At 40.8% G+C, this 24,369-nt stretch carries 26 protein-coding genes and 1 other RNA gene; 23 read left to right on the top strand and 4 right to left on the bottom strand.

Annotated elements, in window-relative coordinates:
* Nucleotides 1–44 precede the first annotated feature (44 nt).
* The 13 genes from CPS94_RS01345 (at nt 45) to CPS94_RS01405 (ending at nt 8,488) form a co-directional block, all read left to right on the top strand.
* The gene (locus CPS94_RS01345) at nt 45–650 is read left to right on the top strand and encodes a class I SAM-dependent methyltransferase (RefSeq protein ID WP_112195618.1); all 606 of its coding nucleotides are present in this window, start codon (nt 45–47) and stop codon (nt 648–650) included.
* Nucleotide 651: 1 nt separating this feature from the next.
* A complete protein-coding gene (gene tadA / locus CPS94_RS01350) occupies nt 652–1,104 on the top strand; it encodes a tRNA adenosine(34) deaminase TadA (protein WP_010689444.1) in 453 nt (150 codons plus the stop codon).
* Nucleotides 1,105–1,167: 63 nt separating this feature from the next.
* An RNA gene (gene ffs, locus CPS94_RS01355) (signal recognition particle sRNA small type) lies at nt 1,168–1,254 on the top strand.
* Nucleotides 1,255–1,330: 76 nt separating this feature from the next.
* On the top strand, nt 1,331–3,067 hold the full coding sequence (gene dnaX / locus CPS94_RS01360) for a DNA polymerase III subunit gamma/tau (RefSeq protein WP_112195616.1): 1,737 nt from the start codon (nt 1,331–1,333) through the stop codon (nt 3,065–3,067).
* A gap of 18 nt (nt 3,068–3,085) precedes the next feature.
* Nucleotides 3,086–3,400 (top strand): YbaB/EbfC family nucleoid-associated protein, encoded by a 315-nt coding sequence (locus tag CPS94_RS01365; protein ID WP_089135379.1) that lies wholly within the window; start codon nt 3,086–3,088, stop codon nt 3,398–3,400.
* Between the two features lie 20 nt (nt 3,401–3,420).
* Complete coding sequence (gene recR / locus CPS94_RS01370; RefSeq protein WP_004048359.1) at nt 3,421–4,020, top strand: recombination mediator RecR; 600 nt, start codon at nt 3,421–3,423, stop codon at nt 4,018–4,020.
* A gap of 14 nt (nt 4,021–4,034) precedes the next feature.
* The gene (locus tag CPS94_RS01375; protein WP_039936044.1) at nt 4,035–4,274 is read left to right on the top strand and encodes a YaaL family protein; all 240 of its coding nucleotides are present in this window, start codon (nt 4,035–4,037) and stop codon (nt 4,272–4,274) included.
* Between the two features lie 124 nt (nt 4,275–4,398).
* Entirely contained in the window at nt 4,399–5,031 is a 633-nt protein-coding gene (gene tmk, locus CPS94_RS01380) for a dTMP kinase (RefSeq protein WP_076150030.1), read from the top strand.
* Between the two features lie 10 nt (nt 5,032–5,041).
* Nucleotides 5,042–5,365, top strand: a complete 324-nt coding sequence (locus tag CPS94_RS01385; protein WP_004048354.1) for a cyclic-di-AMP receptor — start codon at nt 5,042–5,044, stop codon at nt 5,363–5,365.
* Between the two features lie 122 nt (nt 5,366–5,487).
* Entirely contained in the window at nt 5,488–6,480 is a 993-nt protein-coding gene (gene holB, locus CPS94_RS01390; RefSeq protein ID WP_112195614.1) for a DNA polymerase III subunit delta', read from the top strand.
* Nucleotides 6,481–6,501: 21 nt separating this feature from the next.
* Nucleotides 6,502–6,852 carry a DNA replication initiation control protein YabA gene (locus tag CPS94_RS01395; protein ID WP_010689434.1) on the top strand — a complete coding sequence of 117 codons (351 nt, stop codon included), beginning with the start codon at nt 6,502–6,504 and terminating at the stop codon, nt 6,850–6,852.
* Entirely contained in the window at nt 6,852–7,733 is an 882-nt protein-coding gene (gene rsmI, locus CPS94_RS01400; protein WP_112195612.1) for a 16S rRNA (cytidine(1402)-2'-O)-methyltransferase, read from the top strand. Before CPS94_RS01395 ends, rsmI begins: the two co-directional genes overlap by 1 nt.
* A gap of 14 nt (nt 7,734–7,747) precedes the next feature.
* Nucleotides 7,748–8,488, top strand: a complete 741-nt coding sequence (locus tag CPS94_RS01405) for an acyl-[acyl-carrier-protein] thioesterase (RefSeq protein WP_112195610.1) — start codon at nt 7,748–7,750, stop codon at nt 8,486–8,488.
* 59 nt (nt 8,489–8,547) lie between these two features.
* On the opposite strand, the gene CPS94_RS01410 is transcribed toward CPS94_RS01405, so the two are convergent.
* Nucleotides 8,548–9,525 (bottom strand): asparaginase, encoded by a 978-nt coding sequence (locus CPS94_RS01410; RefSeq protein WP_004048344.1) that lies wholly within the window; start codon nt 9,523–9,525, stop codon nt 8,548–8,550.
* A 204-nt stretch (nt 9,526–9,729) separates the two neighbouring features.
* Here CPS94_RS01410 and tsaB point away from each other — a divergent pair, with 204 nt between their 5' ends.
* Genes tsaB through tsaD form a run of 3 tightly spaced genes read left to right on the top strand, consistent with a single transcriptional unit; the run spans nt 9,730 to nt 12,048 of the window.
* Entirely contained in the window at nt 9,730–10,452 is a 723-nt protein-coding gene (gene tsaB / locus CPS94_RS01415) for a tRNA (adenosine(37)-N6)-threonylcarbamoyltransferase complex dimerization subunit type 1 TsaB (RefSeq protein ID WP_004048342.1), read from the top strand.
* A complete protein-coding gene (rimI, locus tag CPS94_RS01420) occupies nt 10,436–11,038 on the top strand; it encodes a ribosomal protein S18-alanine N-acetyltransferase (protein WP_112195608.1) in 603 nt (200 codons plus the stop codon). The genes tsaB and rimI overlap by 17 nt, the downstream gene beginning before the upstream one ends.
* The gene (gene tsaD, locus CPS94_RS01425) at nt 11,017–12,048 is read left to right on the top strand and encodes a tRNA (adenosine(37)-N6)-threonylcarbamoyltransferase complex transferase subunit TsaD (RefSeq protein WP_112286328.1); all 1,032 of its coding nucleotides are present in this window, start codon (nt 11,017–11,019) and stop codon (nt 12,046–12,048) included. The genes rimI and tsaD overlap by 22 nt, the downstream gene beginning before the upstream one ends.
* Nucleotides 12,049–12,588: 540 nt before the next feature.
* Here the strand turns inward: tsaD and abc-f are convergent.
* Complete coding sequence (gene abc-f, locus CPS94_RS01430; RefSeq protein WP_112195604.1) at nt 12,589–14,547, bottom strand: ribosomal protection-like ABC-F family protein; 1,959 nt, start codon at nt 14,545–14,547, stop codon at nt 12,589–12,591.
* Between the two features lie 169 nt (nt 14,548–14,716).
* Here abc-f and CPS94_RS01435 point away from each other — a divergent pair, with 169 nt between their 5' ends.
* Nucleotides 14,717–15,346, top strand: coding sequence for a redox-sensing transcriptional repressor Rex (locus tag CPS94_RS01435; RefSeq protein WP_076150038.1), 630 nt, complete (start codon nt 14,717–14,719; stop codon nt 15,344–15,346).
* Nucleotides 15,347–15,383: 37 nt separating this feature from the next.
* Here CPS94_RS01435 and CPS94_RS01440 read toward each other — a convergent pair whose 3' ends face one another.
* On the bottom strand, nt 15,384–16,022 hold the full coding sequence (locus tag CPS94_RS01440; RefSeq protein ID WP_112195602.1) for a CPBP family intramembrane glutamic endopeptidase: 639 nt from the start codon (nt 16,020–16,022) through the stop codon (nt 15,384–15,386).
* A gap of 207 nt (nt 16,023–16,229) precedes the next feature.
* On the opposite strand from CPS94_RS01440, the gene groES reads away from it, so the two are divergent.
* The 4 genes from groES (at nt 16,230) to CPS94_RS01460 (ending at nt 21,440) form a co-directional block, all read left to right on the top strand.
* The gene (gene groES / locus CPS94_RS01445) at nt 16,230–16,514 is read left to right on the top strand and encodes a co-chaperone GroES (RefSeq protein ID WP_112286329.1); all 285 of its coding nucleotides are present in this window, start codon (nt 16,230–16,232) and stop codon (nt 16,512–16,514) included.
* Between the two features lie 47 nt (nt 16,515–16,561).
* Nucleotides 16,562–18,178 carry a chaperonin GroEL gene (gene groL / locus CPS94_RS01450; RefSeq protein ID WP_004048330.1) on the top strand — a complete coding sequence of 539 codons (1,617 nt, stop codon included), beginning with the start codon at nt 16,562–16,564 and terminating at the stop codon, nt 18,176–18,178.
* Between the two features lie 174 nt (nt 18,179–18,352).
* Nucleotides 18,353–20,182, top strand: coding sequence for an APC family permease (locus CPS94_RS01455; protein ID WP_112195600.1), 1,830 nt, complete (start codon nt 18,353–18,355; stop codon nt 20,180–20,182).
* A gap of 163 nt (nt 20,183–20,345) precedes the next feature.
* Nucleotides 20,346–21,440 (top strand): glycosyltransferase family 4 protein, encoded by a 1,095-nt coding sequence (locus CPS94_RS01460; RefSeq protein ID WP_112195598.1) that lies wholly within the window; start codon nt 20,346–20,348, stop codon nt 21,438–21,440.
* A 45-nt stretch (nt 21,441–21,485) separates the two neighbouring features.
* Here the strand turns inward: CPS94_RS01460 and CPS94_RS01465 are convergent, their stop codons facing one another.
* Nucleotides 21,486–22,133: a YigZ family protein gene (locus CPS94_RS01465; protein ID WP_112195596.1), complete on the bottom strand. Its 648-nt coding sequence runs from the start codon at nt 22,131–22,133 to the stop codon at nt 21,486–21,488.
* 153 nt (nt 22,134–22,286) lie between these two features.
* On the opposite strand from CPS94_RS01465, the gene CPS94_RS01470 reads away from it, so the two are divergent.
* Both CPS94_RS01470 and CPS94_RS01475 read left to right on the top strand, forming a co-directional pair.
* Nucleotides 22,287–23,633 carry a DEAD/DEAH box helicase gene (locus CPS94_RS01470; protein ID WP_112286330.1) on the top strand — a complete coding sequence of 449 codons (1,347 nt, stop codon included), beginning with the start codon at nt 22,287–22,289 and terminating at the stop codon, nt 23,631–23,633.
* Complete coding sequence (locus tag CPS94_RS01475; RefSeq protein ID WP_112286331.1) at nt 23,611–24,303, top strand: ComF family protein; 693 nt, start codon at nt 23,611–23,613, stop codon at nt 24,301–24,303. The genes CPS94_RS01470 and CPS94_RS01475 overlap by 23 nt, the downstream gene beginning before the upstream one ends.
* Nucleotides 24,304–24,369: the final 66 nt, after the last annotated feature.

A 24,369-nucleotide genomic window follows, 5' to 3' on the forward strand; every position in this document is an offset into this window, starting at 1 on the left:
ATTAAGAGCGTGAAGATAACTTGAAAAGGAAATTTGGTGACTGAATGGAAAACTACTATTATTCAAAGAATCCAAATGTCGAACACGATGAGAAATACTGGAATTTTGAACTATTGGGACACGATCTTGCTTTTATAACAGATAATGGGGTCTTTTCTAAAAATACAGTTGATTATGGCTCGCGCGTCTTGTTGAATGCTGTAGCAACGACCGAGCTTACGGGCGCGATCTTAGATGTTGGTTGTGGTTATGGCCCGATCGGCTTAGCTTTGGCTAAAAAAGCGCCTAGTGTGACAGTCGATATGGTCGATGTCAATGAATTAGCGTTAGAATTAGCTCAAAAAAATGCGGTACAAAACGAGATCGAAAATGTCAATATTTTTGCGTCAAGCATCTATGAAAATGTGACGAAGACAGATTATCAGTTGATCGTGACTAATCCGCCGATCAGGGCTGGAAAAGCAGTCGTACATGAGATCTTGGAAGCTGCCAAAGAGCATCTCGCTGTCGGAGGCAAGTTAGTTGCAGTTTTACAAAAAAAGCAAGGGGCACCATCTGCGAAAAAGAAAATGGTAGCCGTCTTTGGTAACTGTGAAGTTATCTTAAAAGATAAGGGCTATTTCATTTTACAGAGTGTGAAAGAAAGCTAAAATGAAACGAGAAGAGTTTATGCAAGCTGCTCTAGCTGAAGCTAAGAAGGCTCAAGCTTTAGGCGAAGTCCCGATCGGTTGTGTCATAGTGCATCAAGGTCAGATCATCGGGCGGGGCCATAATTTGCGTGAAACGACCCAGCAAGCAGAAAAACATGCCGAGATGATCGCGATCGCTCAGGCTAATCAAGTGTTGGACAGTTGGCGCTTACCAGAAGCTGAGTTATATGTGACACTAGAGCCTTGTCCAATGTGTAGTGGAGCGATCATCAATTCGCGGATCGCTAAAGTTTATTATGGTGCAGCCGATGAAAAAGCTGGCACAGCTGGAACTTTGATGAATTTACTGACGGATCCGCGCTTCAATCATCAAGTTAAGGTGCAAAAGGGATTGCTCCAAGCTGAATGTGCGCAGATCCTAAGTGATTTTTTTGCAAATTTGCGTAAAAAATAAAAATAATTGATTTAAAGACTGGAAATTTTACTTAATTTCATGTAATATAGAATGTGCCGTAAGGCCTTAGGGCAATGTTGTCCTTACGAAGCGTGTCAGGTCCGGAAGGAAGCAGCACTAAGTTTGGTTCAGCATGTGCCCTAAGTTAATATGAAATTAGGCTCTCGGTCATTTAACGTTGATCGAGATTTTTTTTTAAACTGAAAAAGAAAGGAAGCAATGGTTGATGAGCTATCAGGCTTTATACCGTGTCTGGCGTCCGCAAGTTTTTAGTGATCTTGTAGGGCAAGAATTTATCACGAAAACGCTGAAAAATGCGTTGTTGACAAAGCAAACGACACATGCCTATCTATTCACCGGCCCGCGGGGAACTGGGAAAACTTCGGCAGCTAAGATCTTTGCCAAAGCAATCAACTGCCAAAACCAAAAAGACGGTGAACCTTGCAATCAATGTGAGACTTGTAAGGCGATCACAGCGGGACGGTTAAATGATGTGATCGAGATCGATGCGGCCTCAAATAATGGGGTCGAAGAGATCCGAGATATTCGCGATAAGGCTAAATACGCTCCAACACAAGCGGATTACAAGGTCTATATCATCGATGAAGTTCACATGCTGTCGACCGGAGCTTTTAATGCATTACTAAAAACGTTAGAAGAACCACCCGCTAATGTTGTCTTTATCTTGGCGACGACCGAGCCACATAAGATCCCAACGACGATCATTTCGCGGACACAGCGCTTTGATTTTCGCCGGATCACCCCACAGGCGATCTTGAAACGAATGGAATATATCTTACAGCAAAAAGATTTTGCCTATGATGAAGCAGCACTCAAAGTGATCGCCAAGGCTGCTGAAGGTGGGATGCGGGATGCGTTGAGTATTTTAGATCAGGTGTTATCTTTTGGGGACAATCAAGTGACGCTGGATAATGCGCTACTTGTTACCGGAAGTGTTACACGCGATAATTTGACTAAGTATTTGCATCAAGTTGTAGCTAAAGATACGAGCAGTGCTTTAGCTACGATCCATGAGATCTTGGAAGATGGTAAGGATGCCAAGCGTCTGATCGAGGATCTGATCAACTACTGCCGTGACCTTTTATTGTACCAACAAGCACCAAAACTCGTCGAAGAAAGCGAGTTAGGGATGCTCGATGATGATTTTAAAAAATTCGCAGGTGAGGTCGATCCAGAACAGCTCTATCAAATGATCGATATTTTAAATGAGCAACAAGAAAATATGCGTTTTACTGTTCATGAAGCGATCTATTTAGAAGTGCTGACGGTCAAATTGTCACGGCTACAGGTCACAAGTGCGCCGCTCACAACGCAAGTCACTTCAGATCCAGCAACTGATGCTAAAATGTCACAGTTACAAAAGCAACTCAACGCATTGGAGCAAAGTTTCAAACAGCTTCAGACCACGGGTGTACCTGCTAAAACACAGACGCCACCAAGATCAAACCGTAAAGCTACTAAGCAAAATGGTGAGTTGAAGTTGAACTTGAGCAAGATCTATGAAGTCTTAGGTCAAGCTTCTAAGCAAAACTTGATGCAGGTCCGTCAAGTTTGGGGCGATCTGATGAACATGTTAAATGTGACTCAACGTGCAATGATGCAAGTAGCCAAGCCAGTCGCAGCTAGCCCAGATGGGATCGTGATCGGTTTTGAATACGACATCTTATGCCAACGTGCCCTTGAAAATCAAGAACTCCAAGATGTTTTAGGTAACGGCCTGAGTCGTTTACTTGGTCTTGCTCCCCATTTGATCTTTATCCCAGGTAACCGTTGGCCTGAGATCAGAAGTAACTATTTGAGTGAACATGGTGATGTCAGGCAAAAAGCACCTGAAAGTGATGAACAAGTGATTCAAGCACCGCCACAGCCAGTTGTGCCAGAAGTTGTTGCCAAGGCCCAAGAGCTCTTTGGGGAACAACTAGTTGAAGTCAAAAATGATTAGAATTTGAAAGGATGATTTATTATGATGCGTGGAATGAACATGCAAGGTATGATGAAACAAATGCAAAAATTGCAAAAGCAAATGCAAAAGGATCAAGAAGAATTACATGCAACGATCTTTGAAGGGCATGCTTCTGATGATGCGGTAGTAGTCAAATTTACTGGTGATCACAAGATGACAGATATTGTGATCAAAGAAGAAGCTGTTGATCCAGATGATGTTGATATGTTACAAGATCTAGTTATCATGGCTGTTAACGATGCGATGGCTAAGATCGATGACCAAACACAAAAGACAATGGGTAAATATTCCCGCAACATGCCTGGCTTTTAAGCGTGAAAGAAGGTTAGACGATGCAATATCCTGAACCGATCGCTAAGTTGATCGATAGTTATCTAAAGTTGCCAGGGATCGGTGAAAAGACCGCAACTCGCTTGGCATTTTTTACGATCGACATGGAGCAAAGTGAGGTTGTTGCTTTTTCTAAAGCACTGGTCGCAGCTAAAAAAGATCTCAGTTACTGTAGCATCTGTGGCAATATCACGGAAAATGATCCGTGTGTGATCTGCGCGGATAAGACCCGCGATCAAAGTCAAGTCATCGTAGTTGAACAAGTCAAAGATGTGATGGCTTTGGAAAAAATGCAAGAATATCGTGGCTTATACCATGTTTTACATGGTGTTTTGTCGCCGATCGAAGGTAAAGGACCTGAAGACATCAATATTACCAGTTTGCTACGGCGGCTCCAGCAAAATAGTCAGATCAAGGAAGTCATTTTGGCGACTAATGCAACGCCTGAGGGTGAAGCAACGGCGATGTATATTTCGAAGTTGATCAAACCAGCTAATATCATGACAACTCGTTTAGCACACGGCTTAGCGGTCGGAAGTGATATTGAGTATGCTGATGAGATGACATTGTATAATGCGGTGAAAAACCGCCAAGAGATCTAGTTGGGGTGAAGTTGATGTTTAAAAGAAATAAGCAAAAACTTAGACGCTCTTTTAATGAATTATTATTAGAAGATATTGATCAAGCTAAGTTGGATTGGGATCAAGCCCGCCAAACTGCAGCTGCAGTCTATGACGTTGATGATGAATTGTTGGCTGAAGTTAGTCTAGCTCGTGCTAAGTATGAGTTTCTCTATCGTGAAGCTAAATATCGTCAGGTCAAGGGCCATATTCAAGCGTCAGTGATCAATTATTAAAAATTAGCCTGTCAAGCAGTCCAACTGAAGTGGCAGGCTTTTTCTTTTTGAAAAAATGGGGTCGTGGACAGCCAGCAAATGTTACAGTACAATAAAATCAATAAATGAAAATGGGGTTTTACAAGTGAACGGATTTTTTATTACCTTTGAAGGTACTGATGGATCAGGGAAAACTAGTGTCCTAAACGCGATCGAAGCTAAGTTAAAAACTGCCAAGGTCGATTATTTACGGACGCGTGAACCAGGTGGTAATCGCATATCAGAACAGATCCGAAATGTTATTTTAGATGAGAGATCCACTGAAATGGATGCACGAACTGAAGCTTTATTATACGCTGCTGCACGACGTCAACATTTGGTCGAGACAGTGCTCCCGGCCTTAGAAGCGGGAAAAGTAGTGCTGTGTGATCGTTTTGTTGATAGTTCTTTAGCTTATCAAGGGGCTGGGCGCGGTATTGGAGTAGCTGAAGTAAAACAGATGAATCAGTTTGCAACAGCTGGATTAGAGCCAGATCTGACCATTTACTTAGCGCTCGAACCGAGACTAGGGCTTGAACGGATCAAGCAGAATCGTCAAGATGAAGTTAACCGTTTGGATAAAGAAGCACTCTCATTTTATGAGACTGTCTATCGCGCCTATCAAAAACTCGCCACTGAAAATGAGCGGATCGTGACGATCGATGCCAGCCAAAAACTTGCTGATGTGATAGCTGAGGTCGAGCTGGTCTTAAGTAGTAAAATTCCCGTTAGAAACTAGGTGTTTGGAAATGAAAATGATCATTGCGATCGTTCAAGATAAAGATAGCAATAATTTGAGCAATGCTTTTGTTGAAGCTGATGTTAGAGCGACCAAGTTAGCAACGACCGGTGGCTTTTTACGATCGGGAAATACGACTTTTATGATCGGGATCGAAGATGATCGGGTAGCTGAAGTTTTAGCATTGATCAAGCATGCATCCTCTAAACGCGCAGAATACATCACACCGCCAGTGAATGTTGAAGGTCAAGTTGAGCGGACTTATCCGGTCGAGATAAAAGTCGGTGGGGCCACCGTTTTCGTTTTACCGGTCGAACAGTTCTTTCATTTTTAAGAATAGATCAGTTAGAAAGAAAAAATGTGCAACTGATAACAAGAAATAATTTAAGAAGGGAAAACTATATTTTTTCTAGTCATCCAGTCTTGATGGCGCCACATTTGATATAGTTGAAGTTTATGGAACAGTCGATCATCGAGCTCCAACCACGTTTGACAAAGCACTTTGCCAAATTGGTGGACAATAAAAAATTGGCCCATGCTTATTTATTCTCTGGTCCACGGGGGACAGGAAAAAACAAGCTAGCTCATTGGGTCGCCCAAGCCGTTTTTTGTAAACAAAAGCAAAACGGTTATCCATGCTTAAAATGCAATGAGTGTCGGCGGATCGCCCAAAATAATCAACCTGATGTAGTCGAGATCAAGCCAGAAGGAAATTCGATCAAAGTCGACCAGATCAGATATTTGAAAGCTGAATTCGTCAAAAGTGGGGTCGAGAGCAATCGGAAGCTTTTTATCATTCAAAATGCTGAAAAGATGACGATCAGTGCCGCTAACAGTCTGTTGAAATTTTTAGAAGAACCAAGTGGCGATGTAACGGCCTTTTTATTGACAGATAGTGTAAACCAGATCTTGCCAACGATCATCTCCCGGTGTCAGTTAGTTGAATTGTCTTCGCTGACATTAAAGAAATTGGTTGCAACGTTAGAAACTAAAGGGATCGGGGCAGATAAGGCTAATTTATTAGCACATCTGACCAATAGTCAAAAAGAAGCCCGAGAACTTGATGGTGACGAAGATTTTAATAAATTACTCGCCAATGTTTGGGAGTGGTTTAATCAAGTTTTGCGAAATGATTGGCGTGCTTTTGTAGGGGTCCAGACCAAATTGATGCCATATGCGACCGATAAAACTAGCCAAGATCGGTTATTACAGTTGATAGTCTTATTAACACGTGATATTTTATTGTTAAAATATGGTAAAAATGAGGACGTTGCCTTTATAATGTATAGTAAAGAGCTCAATGAAAAAAATTTAAAGATCCCAGAAAATGGGGCTATCCGCGCCGTTGAAGCCGTCCTTTCGACTAAACAGCAACGAGCGGTCAATGTCTCATTTCAGAGTATCTTAGAGGCGCTGACTTTGAATTTATGCAGTTGGTATCAAGCATGATAACAGGTTGAAGGTGATTTTGTGGATAAACGCGAATTATATGACAATTTTGAAAATATGGAAGAAATGTCACGCGATGTACAAGCGATGTTGGCGAGCGTGAAAGAAGAGATGACACGGATCATCGAGAAAAATGCAGAGTTAGAGATCGAAAATCAGCATCTACGTGAAAGACTTCACGAATTAGAACAAAAGAAAACACAAGAGACAAGCAATGAAGAAGCCGGTCTTTCCAAGTCACGTAAAAATTTGGAAAAACTTTACGAAGAGGGCTTCCATGTTTGTAATGTAGACAACATGTATGGCTCACGACGGATAAACGATGAACCGTGTGTCTTTTGTCAAGATGTTATCTATGGGGAGCGACACTAATGTCAATTAAGCAAAAGAGTAGTTTTAGAGAAAAAAACGAGCAGGGAACGTTGTATTTAGTACCGACACCGATCGGAAACCTACAAGATATGACGTTTCGGGCACTTGAGATCTTAGAAAATGTGGATCTGATCTGTGCTGAGGACACGCGTAATACGCTACGTTTATTGAACCATTTTGAGATCAAAACACCGCAGATCAGTTTTCATGAGCATAATGCGCAAGAACGGATCCCTTATTTGATCGAAAAACTTCAGGCGGGACAAGATCTGGCCCAAGTAAGCGATGCAGGGATGCCTTCGATCAGTGATCCAGGACATGAATTGGTCAAAGCTTGTATTCAAGCTGATATTGCAGTCGTTCCGCTGCCGGGAGCAAATGCGGCTTTGAGCGCACTTATCGCTTCAGGGATAACGCCTCAACCCTTTATGTTTTATGGCTTTTTACCCCGGAAGAAAAATGAGCAACGGGAAGTTTTAGAGCAGTTAGAGCAACAAACTTGTGCGCTGATTTTTTATGAAGCACCGCACCGTTTGAAAAAGACGTTGCTGGCAATGCAAACTGCTTTTGGTCCTGAACGTAAGATCGCTTTGTGTCGCGAGTTGACCAAGCGCTATGAAGAGTTCTTGCGTGGTACGTTAGCTGATGCGGTAAAATGGGCTACCAAAGAAGAGATCCGGGGTGAATTTGTGATCGTGGTCCAAGGCAATAGTGCCCCTAAAGCTAAAAAAGCAGATCCTTTACTGGAGTTGCCATTAGCTGAGCAAGTGGCAACTTTGATCGCCCAAAAACAGTTGAAACCTAATGTAGCGATCAAAGAGGTCGCAAAATTAAATGGTTTGAAAAAACAAGATGTTTATAACGAATATCATCAATTATAAGGACAAATAAGACAATGACAGAAAATATATATCGGTTGCCCCATCAGATCGTTTACTATGAAACTGACCCTACTGGTAAATTGAGTCTAGGCAAATTAGTCGATTTGATGATGTTAGCCTCCTATGCGCAAGGAAAAGCTGTCGGGATGCCGGAAGAAAAATTAAATGCGCAAGGTCAGGGTTGGGTGATCACACAGCACCTGCTTTCGGTCACTCGGTTACCTAGACGTGATGAAAAAGTTGTGATCGAAACCAAAGCAACAGCCTACAATCGCTATTTTTGTTACCGTGATTTTTGGCTTCGAGATGAACAAGGTGAAGTGTTAGCTAAGATGCATACTGCTTTTGTATTGCTTGATCTAAAAACACGAAAGATCACGCGAATAACCTCTGATGTGATCGCACCTTTTGGTCCTGAACCGCTCAGATCGATCGAACGTTTAGCCAGTCCTAAACGGTTAGCAAAAGTCGAGTTAGCCAAAGATTATCGTGTGCGGTATTTTGATATCGATAGTAATCATCATGTCAACAATGTTCATTATATCGAATGGATGCTAGATGTTTTAGATAAAGATTTTTTAATGGAACATGAGCCAGTAGCTTTGAATATCAAATATGAACATGAATTGAATTATGGGCAAACTTGCACTAGTAAAGTGGAATTACTTCGTTCAAAAGACGAATTGACCACATTACACGAGATCTATATGGCTGATGGGACTTTGAGTTGTAGTGCGCAAGTGACTTGGAGATAATAAAAAATGAGAGTGTAAGAATACGGTAGGCACCGTATCCTTACACTCTCATTTTCTATTTAAGAAACAGCATCTGAAACAAAATCGGCTAGTTCATCACCACTTAGTCCAGCGCTTAGCCCGACTAAGAGTTTGATCCGAGCTTTTTGACCATTTAAGCCGTGACAGAAGGTGACGCCCATTTGTTTTAGCTGGACGCCCCCACCAGGATAGGCATAAACATCTTGGGCGATCCCGTTGAAACTCCGGGATACAAGTACTACGGGGATCTTTTTAGCCAGTAATTTTTCGATCACAGGTAAAACTTTAGGTGGAAGATTCCCCGCACCCAAAGCTTCGATCACGACGCCGTTAGTTTGCTCATTGAGCGCGATCTCAAGTAATTCTGGATCCATTCCAGCATATGCTTTAAAAAGATAAACGTGGTCAACTACATGATCGAGCAAAACACTACGGTGGCGGAGTAATTTTTCAAAAAAACGCACTTCATCACGCAAGATCAGCCCGATCGGACCAAAAGTTGGCGTTCTAAAAGTCGCAACATTAGTGGTATGAGTCTTAGTTACATAGCGAGCAGTGTGGATCTCATCATTCATGACCACTAAGACGCCCATGCCTTTAGCTTCCGGACTAGCAGCAGTCAAGATCGCTGTTTTGAAGTTATACAAGCCATCAGAACCGATCTCATTAGCCGAACGCATCGCTCCAGTCAAGACGATCGGTAGCTTAAATGGGATAGTCAGATCGAGAAAATAAGCTGTTTCTTCAAGGGTATCCGTTCCGTGAGTGATCACGACACCATCGATATTTTCATTTTCATAAGCTTTGATGATCCGCTGTTGCAATACGAGCATATTAGCGGGGTCCATATGGGGTGAAGGAATATTGAAGATGTTTTCGATCACGAGTTCATAATCAGCACCAAAAGGGTTCTTAAATTGATTGAGGGGATTTTCTTTTCCGGGAGCGACCGCACCGTTTTTATCTTCTGACATTGCGATCGTACCACCGGTGTGCAAAATAAGAATTTTTTTCATTTTGCGTCTTCCTTTCTAGGTGCACCAGTAATGCTAGTGATGCACAAAATTAGCAAAATACCGTTTTTTTATTATAACGATTAAACCAATGAATGTCGATAGGCTGTCTAATTGAAATAAAAGCTTTTTTCTGTAATGATTTATGTTAAGATATTCATTGTGATTTTAAGTAATAAGAATAGATAAAAGGAAGTTAGCTGCAAGATGAAGATATTAGCCTTGGATACTTCAAATCGTCCTTTGAGCGTGGCGGTTTTAGAAGATGATACGTTATTAGCAGAAACAACGCTCAATATGGCACGAAAGCACAGTACGACTTTGATGCCGATCATTTCTGAAATGCTCCAAAAGTCAGATACAACACCACAAGATCTTGACCGGATCGTTGTTTCTGCCGGACCAGGTTCATACACTGGACTTAGGATCGGAGTGACGGCTGCTAAGACGCTAGCTTTTACATTGAATAAGGAATTAGTTGGAGTTTCAAGTCTAGAACTTTTGGCAGCTAATTGTCAAAATGATACGGCTGAACTTTTAGTACCGATCTTTGATGCGCGTCGGGAAAATGTTTTTGTCGGTGTTTATCAAAATAAAGCAGGCAAGCTAGTTGAAGTTTTACCTGATCAACATCTCTCAGTCGTAGAATTATGCGAATTTTTAAAGGATAAAAAAGTTTGCTTGATCGGAGATGCCAAAGTTTATCGTGAACGCTTTGAAGAACTTCTGACAGCTGATAATTATCGTTTTAGTGCTCCTAAAGATGATTATCCGAGTGCATATTTGTTAGGACTTTTGGGTAAAGATCGCCCTGTAGCGGATACTTTGACATTTGTGCCACATTATTTACGTTTGACACAAGCAGAAGTACAATGGATGGAAAAACACCCTGGAAAGGATCAAGCGGATTCTTATGTTGAAAAAGTATAAAGATAAACTTTTGGCGTTGCTAAAACCAGTTCAAGCAAGACCTAATTTAGATTTTGGTTGTCATAATGTAGTCGTTGAGGATAAAAATTATTTGATGTGTCGTGCGATCATCCCCGACATTGCTGAAATGCTTGAGATCGAAAGTGCAGTATATGCGGGAGATCAACCTTGGAGCTACGAAGATTTTGAAAAGCATATTCAAAATAAACTGACCTCTCTTTATATCGTTGTGCGCTATGAAGATCGCATGGTAGCTTTTGCAGGATGTGACTTTACTTACGGACCTAGTGAAGCGCATGTGACTAACATTGCAGTTTTACCAGAATATCAACATCAAGGCTTAGGTCTGATGATGTTAGAGACTTTGCAGACTGAAGCTAAAAAATATGGATGCCGCCATTTGAGTTTAGATGTCAGACGTAGCAATTTAGAAGCACAAGCGCTATATAGACGAGCAGGTTTTAAAGAAGTAGCTATTAAAAATGCTTATTACAAAGATGAAGATGGACTAGAATATAGCTATAACTTGGTAAATAGAAATTTAAAAAAGAGAGTTGAAAAAGGATGGAAAAAAATCAGAATTTGATTTTGGCTTTTGAATCAAGCTGTGATGAGACGAGCGTTGCAGTGATCGAAAATGGTAATAAGATCCTATCAAATATCGTCGCGACCCAGATCAAGAGCCACAAGCGTTTTGGTGGCGTCGTTCCCGAAGTGGCTAGTCGGCACCATATCGAACAGATAACTTTATGTATTGCGGATGCCTTAGAGCAAGCAGATGTGACTTATGCCGACTTGGATGCTGTAGCTGTGACTTACGGTCCAGGTTTAGTGGGATCATTATTAGTTGGGGTCACAGCCGCTAAGATGATCGCTTTTGCGCATGATCTTCCCTTGATCCCAGTAAATCATATGGCAGGGCATATCTATGCTGCCAATTTTGCTGGTGAGATCAAATTTCCAGCTTTAGCGTTACTTGTCTCAGGTGGACATACGGAATTAGTCTATCTTGCTGGACCAAATGACTTTAAGATCATTGGTGAGACGCGTGATGATGCAGCGGGGGAAGCGTATGATAAAGTCGGGCGTGTTTTAGGCTTAGCGTATCCAGCTGGAAAAGAGATAGATGAATTAGCGCATAAAGGCAAAGACACGTTTGCTTTCCCACGTGCAATGGAAAAAGAAGACAACTATGACTTTAGTTTTAGTGGATTAAAGAGTGCCTTTATCAATACGGTCCATCATGCTGATCAAGTAAAAGAGACCTTGGATAAGGCTGACTTGGCTGCTAGTTTCCAACAAAGCGTCGTTGATGTTTTAGCTCAAAAAACAGTCAGGGCATTAGAGAATTATCCGGTCAAACAATTGATCTTGGCTGGTGGTGTGGCAGCTAATCAAGGCTTACGTGATCGTTTAGATGAAGAGTTGAAACAATTTGAAGATGTTGAATTATTAAAAGCACCTTTGAAACTTTGTGGTGATAATGCAGCAATGATCGGAGCTGCTGGTTATGCGGCTTACAAGGATAAGATATTTGCTGGTCTAGATCTAAATGCTGATCCAAGTTTAGAATTTGATTGGTTAGAAGAAGCCTAGGTAAATTAAGAATAGAGCTCTACGAACAACACGAGGCTGTGACCATAAGGCTTCAAAAAACGGTCGTAAATGGACTTAAAAATCGTTCATTTACGACCGTCTTTGTATACTATAAATAAAAAGGACTGATGCCCCGTAGTCTATCCCCAAAAAAGAAAGGAGATAAACCCATGCACAGTGGTTATAACATAAATCAACTCAGTTTGTACATGGCGACTTTCTATGGAAAGATTGTTGCCATGTGGTTGACTGAAGTAAGAAAAAGATAAATCGACAAATGAAAATAGCGTTGATGGCATTGAATATGTGGAAAATGTCTACCAGTAGTTCAAAAAATATCACCAAATAATAAAAACAAAAAGAAGACCATCCGAATTTTTCAAAATTTTCAAAAAATTCGAGTGGTCTTCTTCTTTTTAGGTTTGTGAGTGTAAAAAGAGGTTTAGACTATAGTTGTCCTAGCTCTTTTAATGCTTTATTGATAACATCTCTTTTAAAGATACCTGTTGGTCAATGTTTAGAAGTTATCTGTTTTGTGCTCTAGTTTTCACTTTTGAAATTTTCCAGTTCCAGGCTACTATTTTCCCAAGCTGTTTCTGCTTTTGCTAATTGGGTCGTGAGCGTTTCGAGCTGTGCTTGTAATTTTGCCATCTTATCGAGGTCATTGAAGTTTTCTGGTAATGCCATCGCTTGTTCTAATTTGGTCTTATTTTCATCGAGTTCCTCAACTTTAGCTTCTAATTCAGCGACTTTACGTGTGAGTTTGCGTTCCATTTTTTGCTGCTCTTTACTTTGAGCATAGCTTTGTTTTCCTGCAGAGAGCTCTTTTTTAGTTACGACTGTAGCCTGAGTTTCCTTGGCTCTTGCTTGAGCCAACTCAGCTTGTTCTTCTTTTTTAGCTACATAATAGTCATAATCACCTAGATAAAGTGTGCTACCCGTTGGAGCGATCTCTAAGACGCTGGTAGCTACTTTGTTGATGAAATAACGGTCGTGTGAGACTAAGAGGATCGTGCCATCAAATTCTTTGATAGCTTGCTCTAAGACCTCTTTACTGTCAATATCTAAATGGTTGGTCGGTTCGTCTAGAATTAGGAAATTATCGTGTTTCATCGCAAGTTTTGTCAGTAACAAACGTGCTTTTTCGCCCCCAGATAGACTGTGGACTATCTTTTTGACATCGTCGCCACTGAAAAGAAAACTCCCTAAGAGCGAACGGATATCTTTTTCGGGTGTCGTTGGATGATCATCCCAAAGTTCATTTAAGACGGTTTTTTGTGGGTGAAGATCGTGTTGCTCTTGATCGTAGTAACCGGGATGAACATTGGTACCAAATGTAGCTTTTCCTTTGATGAAAGGGCGTTTACCAAGAATACTTTTTAATAAGGTCGATTTACCGATCCCGTTTGGCCCTACAACTGCAAAGATTTGGCGCTTGCGCAGCTCAAAGTTGATCGGTTCAGAAATGATCTGATCGTCATAGCCGATCGCACCGTCACTGACTGTTAAAACGACATTGCCACTTTCTTGCTCGGCTTTGAAGCGAAAATGCATATTTTTTTCGGGGCCTTCAGGACGAGCGAGGCGATCCATTTTTTCAAGCTGTTTACGTTTACTTTGAGCGCGTTTAGTTGTAGAAGCCCGCACGAGATTTTTATTGACGAAATCTTCAAGTTTATGGATCTCGGCCTGTTGTTTTTCATAGTTCTTCCACGCTAACTGAGCTCTTTTTTCGCGTTCAGTGATATAGTTAGAATAATTTCCTTTGTAATAGTGGGCTTTACCATGTGTGATCTCATAAACCTCATTGACGATCTTATCTAGAAAATAGCGGTCATGAGAAACGATCAAGAGTGCGCCTTGATAATTTTGGATATAACCTTCTAACCAAGTTAAAGTTTCGATGTCTAAGTGGTTAGTCGGTTCGTCTAAGATCAAAAGATCACGTTTTTCCAAAAGGAGTTTAGCCAAGGCTAGGCGGGTCTTTTGGCCTCCAGAAAGCGAGGCGATCGGGCGGTCAAGATCTGCTGGATAAAAATGAAAACCGTGTAAAACAGAACGGATCTCATTTTCATAACCATAACCGTTTTGTTCTTTAAAATCATGCAATAGTTGATCATAGCGATTTAGTAGTTGTTGATAAGCTTTAGAGGCATGCTCAGCATTTGGATCAGCGATCTTAGCCTCTAATCTGTGGAGATCTTGTTCCATTTGGCGTAAACTATCAAAGACGCTGAGCATTTCTTCATAGATCGTTTTATCAGATTCAAGTCCCGTATTTTGGGCAAGATAGCCTATTGTTAAGCCTTTTTTTGTTACGATCTGGCCTTCATCAGGCGCCTGTTGTCCGATGATCATTTTTAAAAGTGTCGATTTACCGGCACCGTTTTTTCCGACCAAAGCGATCCGAGAATGTTCCTGAATATCAAGATCGATATTTTCAAACAAGACATCCGCCCCAAAATGGCGAGCGACTTGTTGTGCTTGTAATAAAATCATTTTTTCACCTACTTGAATAATTAGTCGATTCACAAAGTTAAAAAAATAAAACCGCGCCAAAACAGCATTTATTGGCTATATTGTGAATTAATTTACAATTTTTTAATTTCTTTAGTACAGTTGTTATGCTAAAATTTATCATATTGATCAATCTGAGAGGAGAAACTAGATGGTGACCCCAAATATTCCTAAGGCAACGGCTAAACGTTTGCCGATCTATTACCGTTATCTCAACATTTTAGCGGATGCTGGTAAGAAGCATGTCTCTTCGACTGAATTAGCGGAAGCTGTTAAGATCGATCCAGCAACGATCCGACGTGATCTCTCATATTTTGGTGCTTTAGGCAAGCGTGGTTACGGTTATGATATCGCAAGCTTGCAAGCATTTTTCAAAAAGACGCTACGACAAGATAAATTAAATAATGTAGCTTTGATCGGAGTGGGCAATCTAGGCCATGCGTTGTTGAATTATAACTTTCACAAGAGCAATAACGCACGGATCAGTGCGGCTTTTGATATTGACCCAAAGATCACCGGTTTGATCCAAAGCGGGATCCCAGTCTATCCGATGGAAGATATGCAAGAGCAACTTCAACTACAGCAAATAGAGATCGCGATCTTGACTGTTCCAGCTGATAAAGCTCAGAGCGTGACGGATGAATTAGTTGCAGCCGGTATCAAGGGGATCTTGAACTTCACTCCTTTGCGGATCACGGTCCCTAATGATGTTCGCGTCCAAAATGTCGATCTAACTAATGAATTGCAGACTTTGATCTATTTTTTGCAACACTTTGAATAACTATGAAAAAGGATGTGTGGTGCACACATCCTTTTTGTTACCAAGCACTTATAATAATAAGCAAGTTCATTAAACTATGGGCTAAGATCGTGATGCGTAAGCGGCCCGTCTTAGCATATAGAAAACAAAGCACTAGTCCAATGCCAGCATAAGTCAGATAATGTCCGTCTTGATGAGCAAAACTAAAAAGCAAACTAGAGGCAAGGGCAGCTCCGATTGGATCGATCACGGAGCTAAGATTAGCAAATAAGGCCTTGCGAAAGACAAATTCTTCCATGATCGGAGCCAAGATGACAATATTTACCAGATAGTATGGATATTTGGTAAGGACCGTCAAAAGATAACCAGTATTAGCCGAATAACTGGGCTGTCCGAGAAGAGCGCTCTCTATATATGAACTGAGCCATTGCCACAAAATAAGCGCTAGTGTACCAAAGATAATGTAATAAATTTCTTGGCGAAGTGCAAGTTTTTTTGAAGTGCGCAAAAAACGATCCTTAAAAGAAAATTTATGCGCCAAGTAGAGCATCGTCCCACAACCAATGAGCTCTAAAACGGTCACGACTGGGTAATACCAGGCATTTTTGAAGATCATCCACAATAAAGGGGTCAAAGTCATTGTGCCACAATAGACACTTAAAATGATAAGTGAATTTAATTGTAACTTTTTTTTCATCAATAAAGATCCTAACTATAAAGTTTCATAGTTAGATTATATGTTTTTACCGCTATTTATTCAAACTAAATTCAAAAATATTTTAGCACTCTGGGGGTACGAGTGATAAAATGCTTGCAATTTAAAAGTAAAGTTAGTATAGTAATAGTTGTAATCGATTAGCACTCAAGTTGTTAGAGTGCTAAAAAGAATTTGGAGGGATATAACGTGCTTAAACCATTAGGAGATCGCGTGATTTTAGAGGTCGAAAAAGAAGGAGAAAAAACTGTGGGAGGGATCGTCTTAGCCGGCGGTGCTAAAGAAAAACCACAAACAGCTAAAGTTGTTGCTGTTGGTACGGGACGTATCCTTGATGATGGCAAAAAATTAGAAATGACACTTAAAGTCGGTGATGTTGTCGTTTTTGACAAGTACGCTGGTGCTCAAGTTGAATTTGAAGGCCAAGAATATTTAGTAATGCACGAAAAAGATATTCTTGCTGTTGTGGAATAAATATAGTAAGTAAACATTGAACTTAATTCGTATGAGGTGAATTGGAAATGGCAAAAGAAATCAAGTTTTCAGAAGATGCACGCGCAAAAATGCTTGCTGGTGTAGATAAGTTAGCTGATACTGTAAAATCAACGATCGGTCCTAAGGGGCGCAATGTTGTTTTGGAACAATCATACGGTACACCAACGATCACAAATGATGGTGTAACGATCGCTAAGGCGATCGAATTAGAAGATCATTTTGAAAATATGGGTGCTAAGCTTGTAGCCGAAGTAGCTTCAAAAACTAATGATATTGCTGGTGATGGGACTACAACAGCTACTGTTTTGACACAATCGATCGTTAACGAAGGAATGAAAAATGTGACGGCTGGTGCTAACCCAGTAGGTATCCGGCGCGGGATCGAGTTGGCTACTAAAGCTGCGGTAGATGCTTTGCACAAGATGTCACATAAAGTTGAATCTAAGAGTGATATTGCTCAGATCGCATCGATTTCTTCAGCTAATGAAGAAGTTGGTAAATTGATCGCTGATGCCATGGAAAAGGTCGGTAATGACGGTGTGATCACGATCGAAGAATCTAAAGGAATCGATACTTCATTAGATGTTGTCGAAGGTATGCAATTTGATCGCGGTTACCTTTCTCAATACATGGTAACTGATAATGACAAGATGGAAGCAGATCTTGAAAATCCATATATCTTGGTAACTGACAAGAAGATCTCTAACATCCAAGAAGTTTTACCATTGTTACAATCCATCGTTGAACAAGGTCGTCCATTGTTGATCATCGCTGACGATGTTGATGGTGAAGCCTTGCCAACGCTTGTTTTAAACAAGATCCGTGGGACATTCAATGTGGTAGCAGTTAAAGCTCCAGGTTTTGGTGATCGTCGTAAAGAAATGTTACAAGATATCGCTGTTTTAACTGGTGCAACTGTGATCACAGATGATCTCGGTCTTCAATTAAAGGACACGACTTTAGATCAATTAGGGACAGCTGGTCGTGTAACAGTTACAAAAGAAAATACAACGATCGTCGAAGGTGCTGGAGATAAAGCACAGATCGCTGAACGTGTTGAACAACTCAAAAAGCAGATCGCTGAAACGACCTCTGAATTTGATAAAGAAAAACTCCAAGAACGTTTAGCTAAATTAGCTGGTGGGGTAGCGGTTATCAAAGTCGGGGCTGCTACTGAGACTGAATTAAAAGAACGCAAATACCGGATCGAAGACGCTTTGAATGCTACACGCGCAGCTGTTGAAGAAGGTTTTGTTCCTGGTGGTGGGACAGCTTTGATCGATGTGATCGATGATGTAGCTACTTTGAGTGAAGCTGGTGATGTACAAACAGGTATCAATATTGTTAAACGTGCCCTTGAAGAACCAGTTCGTCAAATTGCGATCAACGCTGGTAAAGAAGGCTCTGTGATCGTTGAAAAGCTCAAGGAACAAAAAGCTGGCATCGGTTATAATGCTGCTACTGATGAATGGGTCGATATGATCGAAGCTGGGATCGTTGATCCAACTAAAGTAACTCGTTCAGCGCTACAAAATGCGGCTTCTGTCTCAGCTCTATTGTTAACAACTGAAGCAGTTGTGGCTGATAAGCCAGAAGAAAACAATGATGTTGCAGCTCAAATGCCACAAGGGCCAATGATGTAAGCAAGTTAAATCAAAATTTTTTGAAGCATCCTAAAAATTTAGGGTGCTTTTTTTGTGAGATTGGTGTAAAATTCAACTGTTACTTTTTGAAGTGACCTAGAAATTTTGAATTTAAAATCTAATCAGCCAGTAGCTATCAAAATGGCTAACTAGCTAAAAGGGGTTTTTCTGTTTATGTATCGATATTTAAAGAGATTATTGATCGGACAACCATTAAAAACCGCTGAAGAAAGTGGGCAGTCTTTGACTAAATTCAAAGCTTTGGCCTTGCTTTCCTCAGATGCGTTGTCATCAGTGGCATACGGGACAGAACAGATCACAACAGCACTATTTATTTTATCGGCTGCTGCGACCTGGTATGCATTACCAGCTGCTGGGATCGTGTTACTCTTGTTATTTGCGATCACGATGTCGTATCGTCAGATCATTAATGCTTATCCTTCTGGAGGCGGAGCTTATGTAGTTGCGACCAAAAATTGGGGGACAAGCGCAGGCTTAGTTGCCGGTGGATCACTTTTAGTTGATTATATGCTGACCGTGGCTGTTTCAGTCACATCAGGAACAGAAGCTATTACATCAGCGATCCCGAGCTTACAAGCACACAGTGTTTTGATCTCTGTTGTGATCGTTTTATTTATCATGACATTGAATTTACGCGGGATGCGCGAATCAGCTTCGTTTTTGACGGTCCCAGTGTACTTTTTTGTGATCATGATCGTTTCGATGGTCGCCTTGGGCTTATTTAATATTGCAACAGGTAAGATCCAATATTCAGCCGCAGCTCATATTGGTGATGCAGTACCAGGGATGTCATTGTTGCTGTTTTTAAAAGCTTTTTCAGCTGGTTCATCTTCATTGACTGGGGTAGAAGCCATCAGTAATGCAGTGCCTAATTTTAAAGAGCCTAAAAAGCGTAATGCGGCGAATACGTTAGCGATCATGTCGTTGATCTTAGCGGTCTTCTTTAGTGGGATCACCTTTTTGAGTTATTATCTAGGTGTTTTGCCAGATCCTAAACAAACAGTGCTTTCTCAGATCGCCGGTGCTGTTTTTGGTCACGGTATTTTCTACTATTTATTGCAATTATCGACGGCTATGATCTTGGCAGTGGCAGCTAATACCGGTTTTTCGGCCTTCCCGATCTTAGCTTATAACTTGGCCAAAGATAAATTTATGCCCCATATGTTTATGGATAAAGGTGATCGCTTAGGCTATTCCAATGGGATCATTGCATTAGCGATCGGGGCGATCGTGTTGATCTTTATCTTTAACGGTCAGACTAATTTGTTGATCCCATTGTATGCAGTCGGTGTTTTTGTACCATTTACCCTCTCGCAATCAGGAATGTTGATCCATTGGAAGCGTCACAAGTGCAAACATTGGATCTTAAATTCTTGTTTTAATCTATTAGGAGCAGTGATCTCCTTTGCTTTAGTGGTCTTTTTATTTTGGTTACACTTTGATAATGTTTGGCCATATTTGATCATTATGCCGGTACTACTCTTTGGGTTTTATAAGGTCCATAGTCATTATATTACTGTAGCGGCTCAATTGCGCTTAAGTGAAGAACAACAATTGCATGATTATTCCGGTTCAACGGTCATCGTGCTAGTTAGCTCGGTCACACACGTAACGACCGGAGCGATCAACTATGCACGTTCGATCAGTGATAATGTGATCGCAATGCATGTTTCGTTTGATACTAATCCTAAAAAAGAACACGAAACAGCGCAGGAATTCAAAATGGCATTTCCTGATGTACGCTTTGTTGATCTGCATTCTTCATATCGGTCAGTCGTGCCACCAGTTTTGCGTTTTTGCGATGTGATCGCTAAGGATGCTAAGCAACGCAATTACTCGTTGACGGTTTTGGTACCGCAATTTGTACCGAAAAAACCTTGGCAAAATATCTTGCATAATCAGACGAGTTTACGCTTACGGTCAGCTTTAGGGGCCCACGAAAATATTATCGTGTCGACCTATAGCTACCACTTGAAAAAATAAGCTATTAGGGACGTGGAAGGTTTATTTCACGTCCTTTTTTAATTTTTTTTATGCAAAAAATGACCCATTCGTTGGTTTATGGTAAAATGATACTTGGATTATAGGCTTTTTAGCTGATAATGAATTCTCAGTCTTTGAGGATTTGATGGAAAGAGGACGCTATATGTACAAAATCCTTGCGTCGTTATTAGCAACATTTGTCCTAGCTTTAGTGCTGACTCCGTTGGTCCGGCGTTTATCTTTTCGGATCGGAGCAGTTGATAATCCCAATGCTCGGCGAGTTAATCGGATACCGATGCCGACTATGGGGGGGTTAGCCATCTTTGTTGCGTTTAATACGACAAATTTCTTTTTATTACGCGATCAATATCCCTTAAGCCAACTAGTCGCTTTATTGTTGGCTCAAAGCTTGATCATTATGACGGGAATGATCGATGATATTTTTGAATTGAAACCGCGCCAAAAAGTTTTAGGGATCACACTGGCTGCATTGGTAGTTTATTTTATTGCTAATATCAAAATGACGACTTTGACTGTACCATTTCTTGGAGTCGTTTCTCTAGGCTGGTTTAGTTTGCCGATAACGTTGATCTGGATCTTAGGGATCACTAACGCAGTCAATTTGATCGATGGGTTGGATGGCTTAGCTACAGGGGTCGCGATCATTGCGCTTTCAACTAGTGCCTTGACGGGATATTTCTTCTTGAATGTGACGTCGACCTTTATTTCGATCATGATGGCGACTTTGGTAGCTGCTTTATTGGGCTTTTTACCGTATAATTTTCATCCTGCTAAGATCTATTTAGGTGATACTGGTTCGCTGTTTATTGGTTTTATGATCTCTGTTTTCTCGCTTTATGGTTTGAAGAATGCAACTTTTATCACGTTGATCATCCCTGTGATTATTTTGGGAGTTCCGATCACAGATACTTTATATGCGATCTTACGTCGACTTTTGAATAAGAAGCCGATCTCACAAGCTGATAAGCATCACTTGCACCATCGCTTGATGCAGATGGGATTGACCCATCGCCAGACTGTGTTGGTGATCTATGGGATCGCATTGATCTTTTCGTTTATTTCATTGCTGTATCCCTTGTCTAATTTATGGGGTTCGATCTTACTGACAGTTGCAACATTATTTGGTCTAGAACTATTTGTTGAAGCGATCGGCTTAGTCGGCGATACACGCCAACCTTTATTGAATGGGATCAAATATTTAGTTTTGAAAGTCAGCCACTTATTTGAACATAAATGAATTACATAAAAAATACGCCATCTCAGTTCAAGGATGGCGTATTTTTTAGGCTTGATGGGGATCAAAATCGATCTCGTGGTAGCGATTTTCTCCGACTGTGATCGTTACGCGCCCATTCAACAGATCCGTGATCTTAGTCATCAGTTCATCAGCAAGATCCATATCGACTGCGATCACGACCTCGACTTCTTCAGTGTAGTTGGTCGCTAAGGTAAATACTGGCTGACTTTCCAAATAATTTTGCAACTTGCCTAATAATGGGTAGCTGACTTTTAATGAAAGTTCAGTTTGTACGACACGTTTAACGATCCCTAATTCTTTTAGAGCTTGGGCAACAGCACCACCGTAAGCACGGATCAAGCCTCCAGTCCCTAGTTTGATCCCACCAAAGTAACGTGTCACTACGGCACAAACATTATGCACCTGATTTTTCTTGAGGACATCCAACATTGGTACACCAGCCGTCCCAGAAGGCTCACCATTGTCACTTTCCCGTTGGATCTCGTCATTTAGGCCTAAAGTGTAGGCAAAACAGTTATGAGTAGCTTTGCGATGTTTGGTTTTGATCTCATCGATAAAGGCCCGCGCTTCTTCTTCGGTCTCAGTTCGTTTGATATTACAGATGAATTGCGATTTTTTGATCACGATCTCGATCACACCATCTTGTTTTAAGGTAAGATATGGTTTATCCAAGAAAAATATAGCTATATTGTGAAATCAAAAGGATATAGCTTCCCCCTTAAAGAATTATTGTTTTAGTAGCTTCACAGATCCTACTACTATTATTCTTGAAACTCACAAATAATTTTACGCATAATTTGCGTATTTTATAAGTGAGGTGAGAAAATGGAAAAAACATTGAATTTATTGATGGGTCGGCAATTAAGTGGCCCGCAGCTCAAAGCCCTAGGTGTAGCTTTAGACTCGACTAAGCTCAAACAACGTCCAGCTGTGATCGTAAAAAAGGGGCGCATATTTTGTCAACGCTGTGGTTTTCAGGCGCCAAGAGCAAATTACGCTTTGCCAGATAAGAGTTATTATTGTCCAGCTTGCTTAGCATGGGGGCGTTTGACGACGACCATGTCACTTTATAGTATACCCGAAGCCAACGATTTTAAAAAGTATTCCCAAGATCTGTTGGAGAAAAAACCAAGATTATCTTTATGGCAAAAGAAGGCGGCTAAAGAATTATTGCAAACAGTCAAACACAAACAAGAACGGCTATTATGGGCTGTAACTGGAGCGGGGAAAACTGAAATGCTATTTGAAGCACTAAATTTTGCTTTGTTAGATCAACAGCGAGTCTGTTTGGCGACACCGCGGGTCGATGTGTGTAATGAATTATATCCGCGTTTGTGCCAGGCCTTTCCAAAAGTCAAAAGCTGTTTGCTGTATCAAAATAGTGGGCAAGAATATACCTATACCCAGTTAGTGGTGTGCACGGTGCATCAACTATTGCGATTTTATCACGCCTTCGATCTATTGGTGATCGATGAAGTTGATGCTTTTCCTTATGTTAATGACCGTCAATTACATTATGCCGTCACACATGCTAAAAAAATAAATTCGAGTACGCTATATTTAACGGCGACCCCTGATCGTTATTTAAAACAGCAGATCCACCAAAATAAGTTAGCAGTCACCTGTCTACCACTGCGCCATCATCGGCATTTATTACCCGAAATAACATTAGTCAAGCTTCGTTTTCCAAAGCAAAAAATTGAAGAAAGAACAAAAAAATATCTCATCAAGTGGGTAAAAAATAAAATACCTTTTCTAGTATTTGTTCCACAGATCGCCATGTTAAAGCCGATTTTAAAAGAATTACAGCATTTATGGCCTACGCTAAATGGGGAATGCGTTTCGGCACTTGATCCTGACCGCCTACAAAAAGTCAAAAACTTGCGAGCTGGGATCGATCAATATTTGGTAACGACGACTATCCTTGAACGAGGGATCACGATCACACGTTTAAATGTCATGGTATTACAAGCGGATGCACCGCTTTTTTCTGAGACGGTCTTAGTTCAGATCGCTGGGCGTGTTGGCAGAGATAAAGACTATCCATCAGGCGAGGTAGTCTTTACTTATCAGGAGATGACCTGTGCTTTACGCGCGGCTAAAAAACAGATCAAGCTGTTAAATCAAAAAGCTGAGCAGTTGTTAAAAAATGATGAAATGTCTACTTTGTAATACCACATTAGCATTTGATTTTTCCTGGCGCTGGTTTTTTAGTTTCCGAGCTTTTGAAATTGTACCACTTTGTGAAAAGTGCCACCAAAAGTTTGTTGCGATCGCTGAAAAAACGAGTTGTCCGGGCTGTGGCCGTAAACAAAAGCAGCGTAAATTGTGTCAAGATTGTCTTCGCTGGCGGAAGTTGCAAACCGAGCTATTGTATAACAAGGCCTTTTACGTTTATGCCGAACCTAATATGCGTGCGTACTTTGAAGCTTATAAATTTCAAGGTGATTACCGCTTACGCCAAATATTTGTCAAGACCTTGCAAGATCACTGTAAAAAGTATTTGCATCGAGGCTGGTTAGTAGTCGTGATCCCTGTCGATGAACAAACCTTAGCTACCCGAGGTTTTGATCAAGTTGTTGGTTTTTTACCAGATATACCTAAGAAGATGTACCTATATCATTTAAAAAAATTTGACCGTTGTCCACAGTCGCATAAATCACGGCAAGAAAGACTGGCAACGCCTCAACCTTTTGGTTATTGCGGGCCAGCTGATCTAGAACGTAAAAACATTTTGTTGGTAGATGATATCTATACGACAGGTAGTACTTTGTATCATGCGCGTGAATTGTTGTTGGCCCATAATTGTGGCTGTGTGCGCTCAGTGACACTAGCCCGGTGATATATAAAATTTTATAAATGTTGAGTAGTTATTAATTGTTAATTTAACCGCTTTCTATTATAATGA

It is taken from the genome of Ligilactobacillus murinus, assembly GCF_003288115.1.
Lineage (GTDB): Bacteria > Bacillota > Bacilli > Lactobacillales > Lactobacillaceae > Ligilactobacillus > Ligilactobacillus murinus.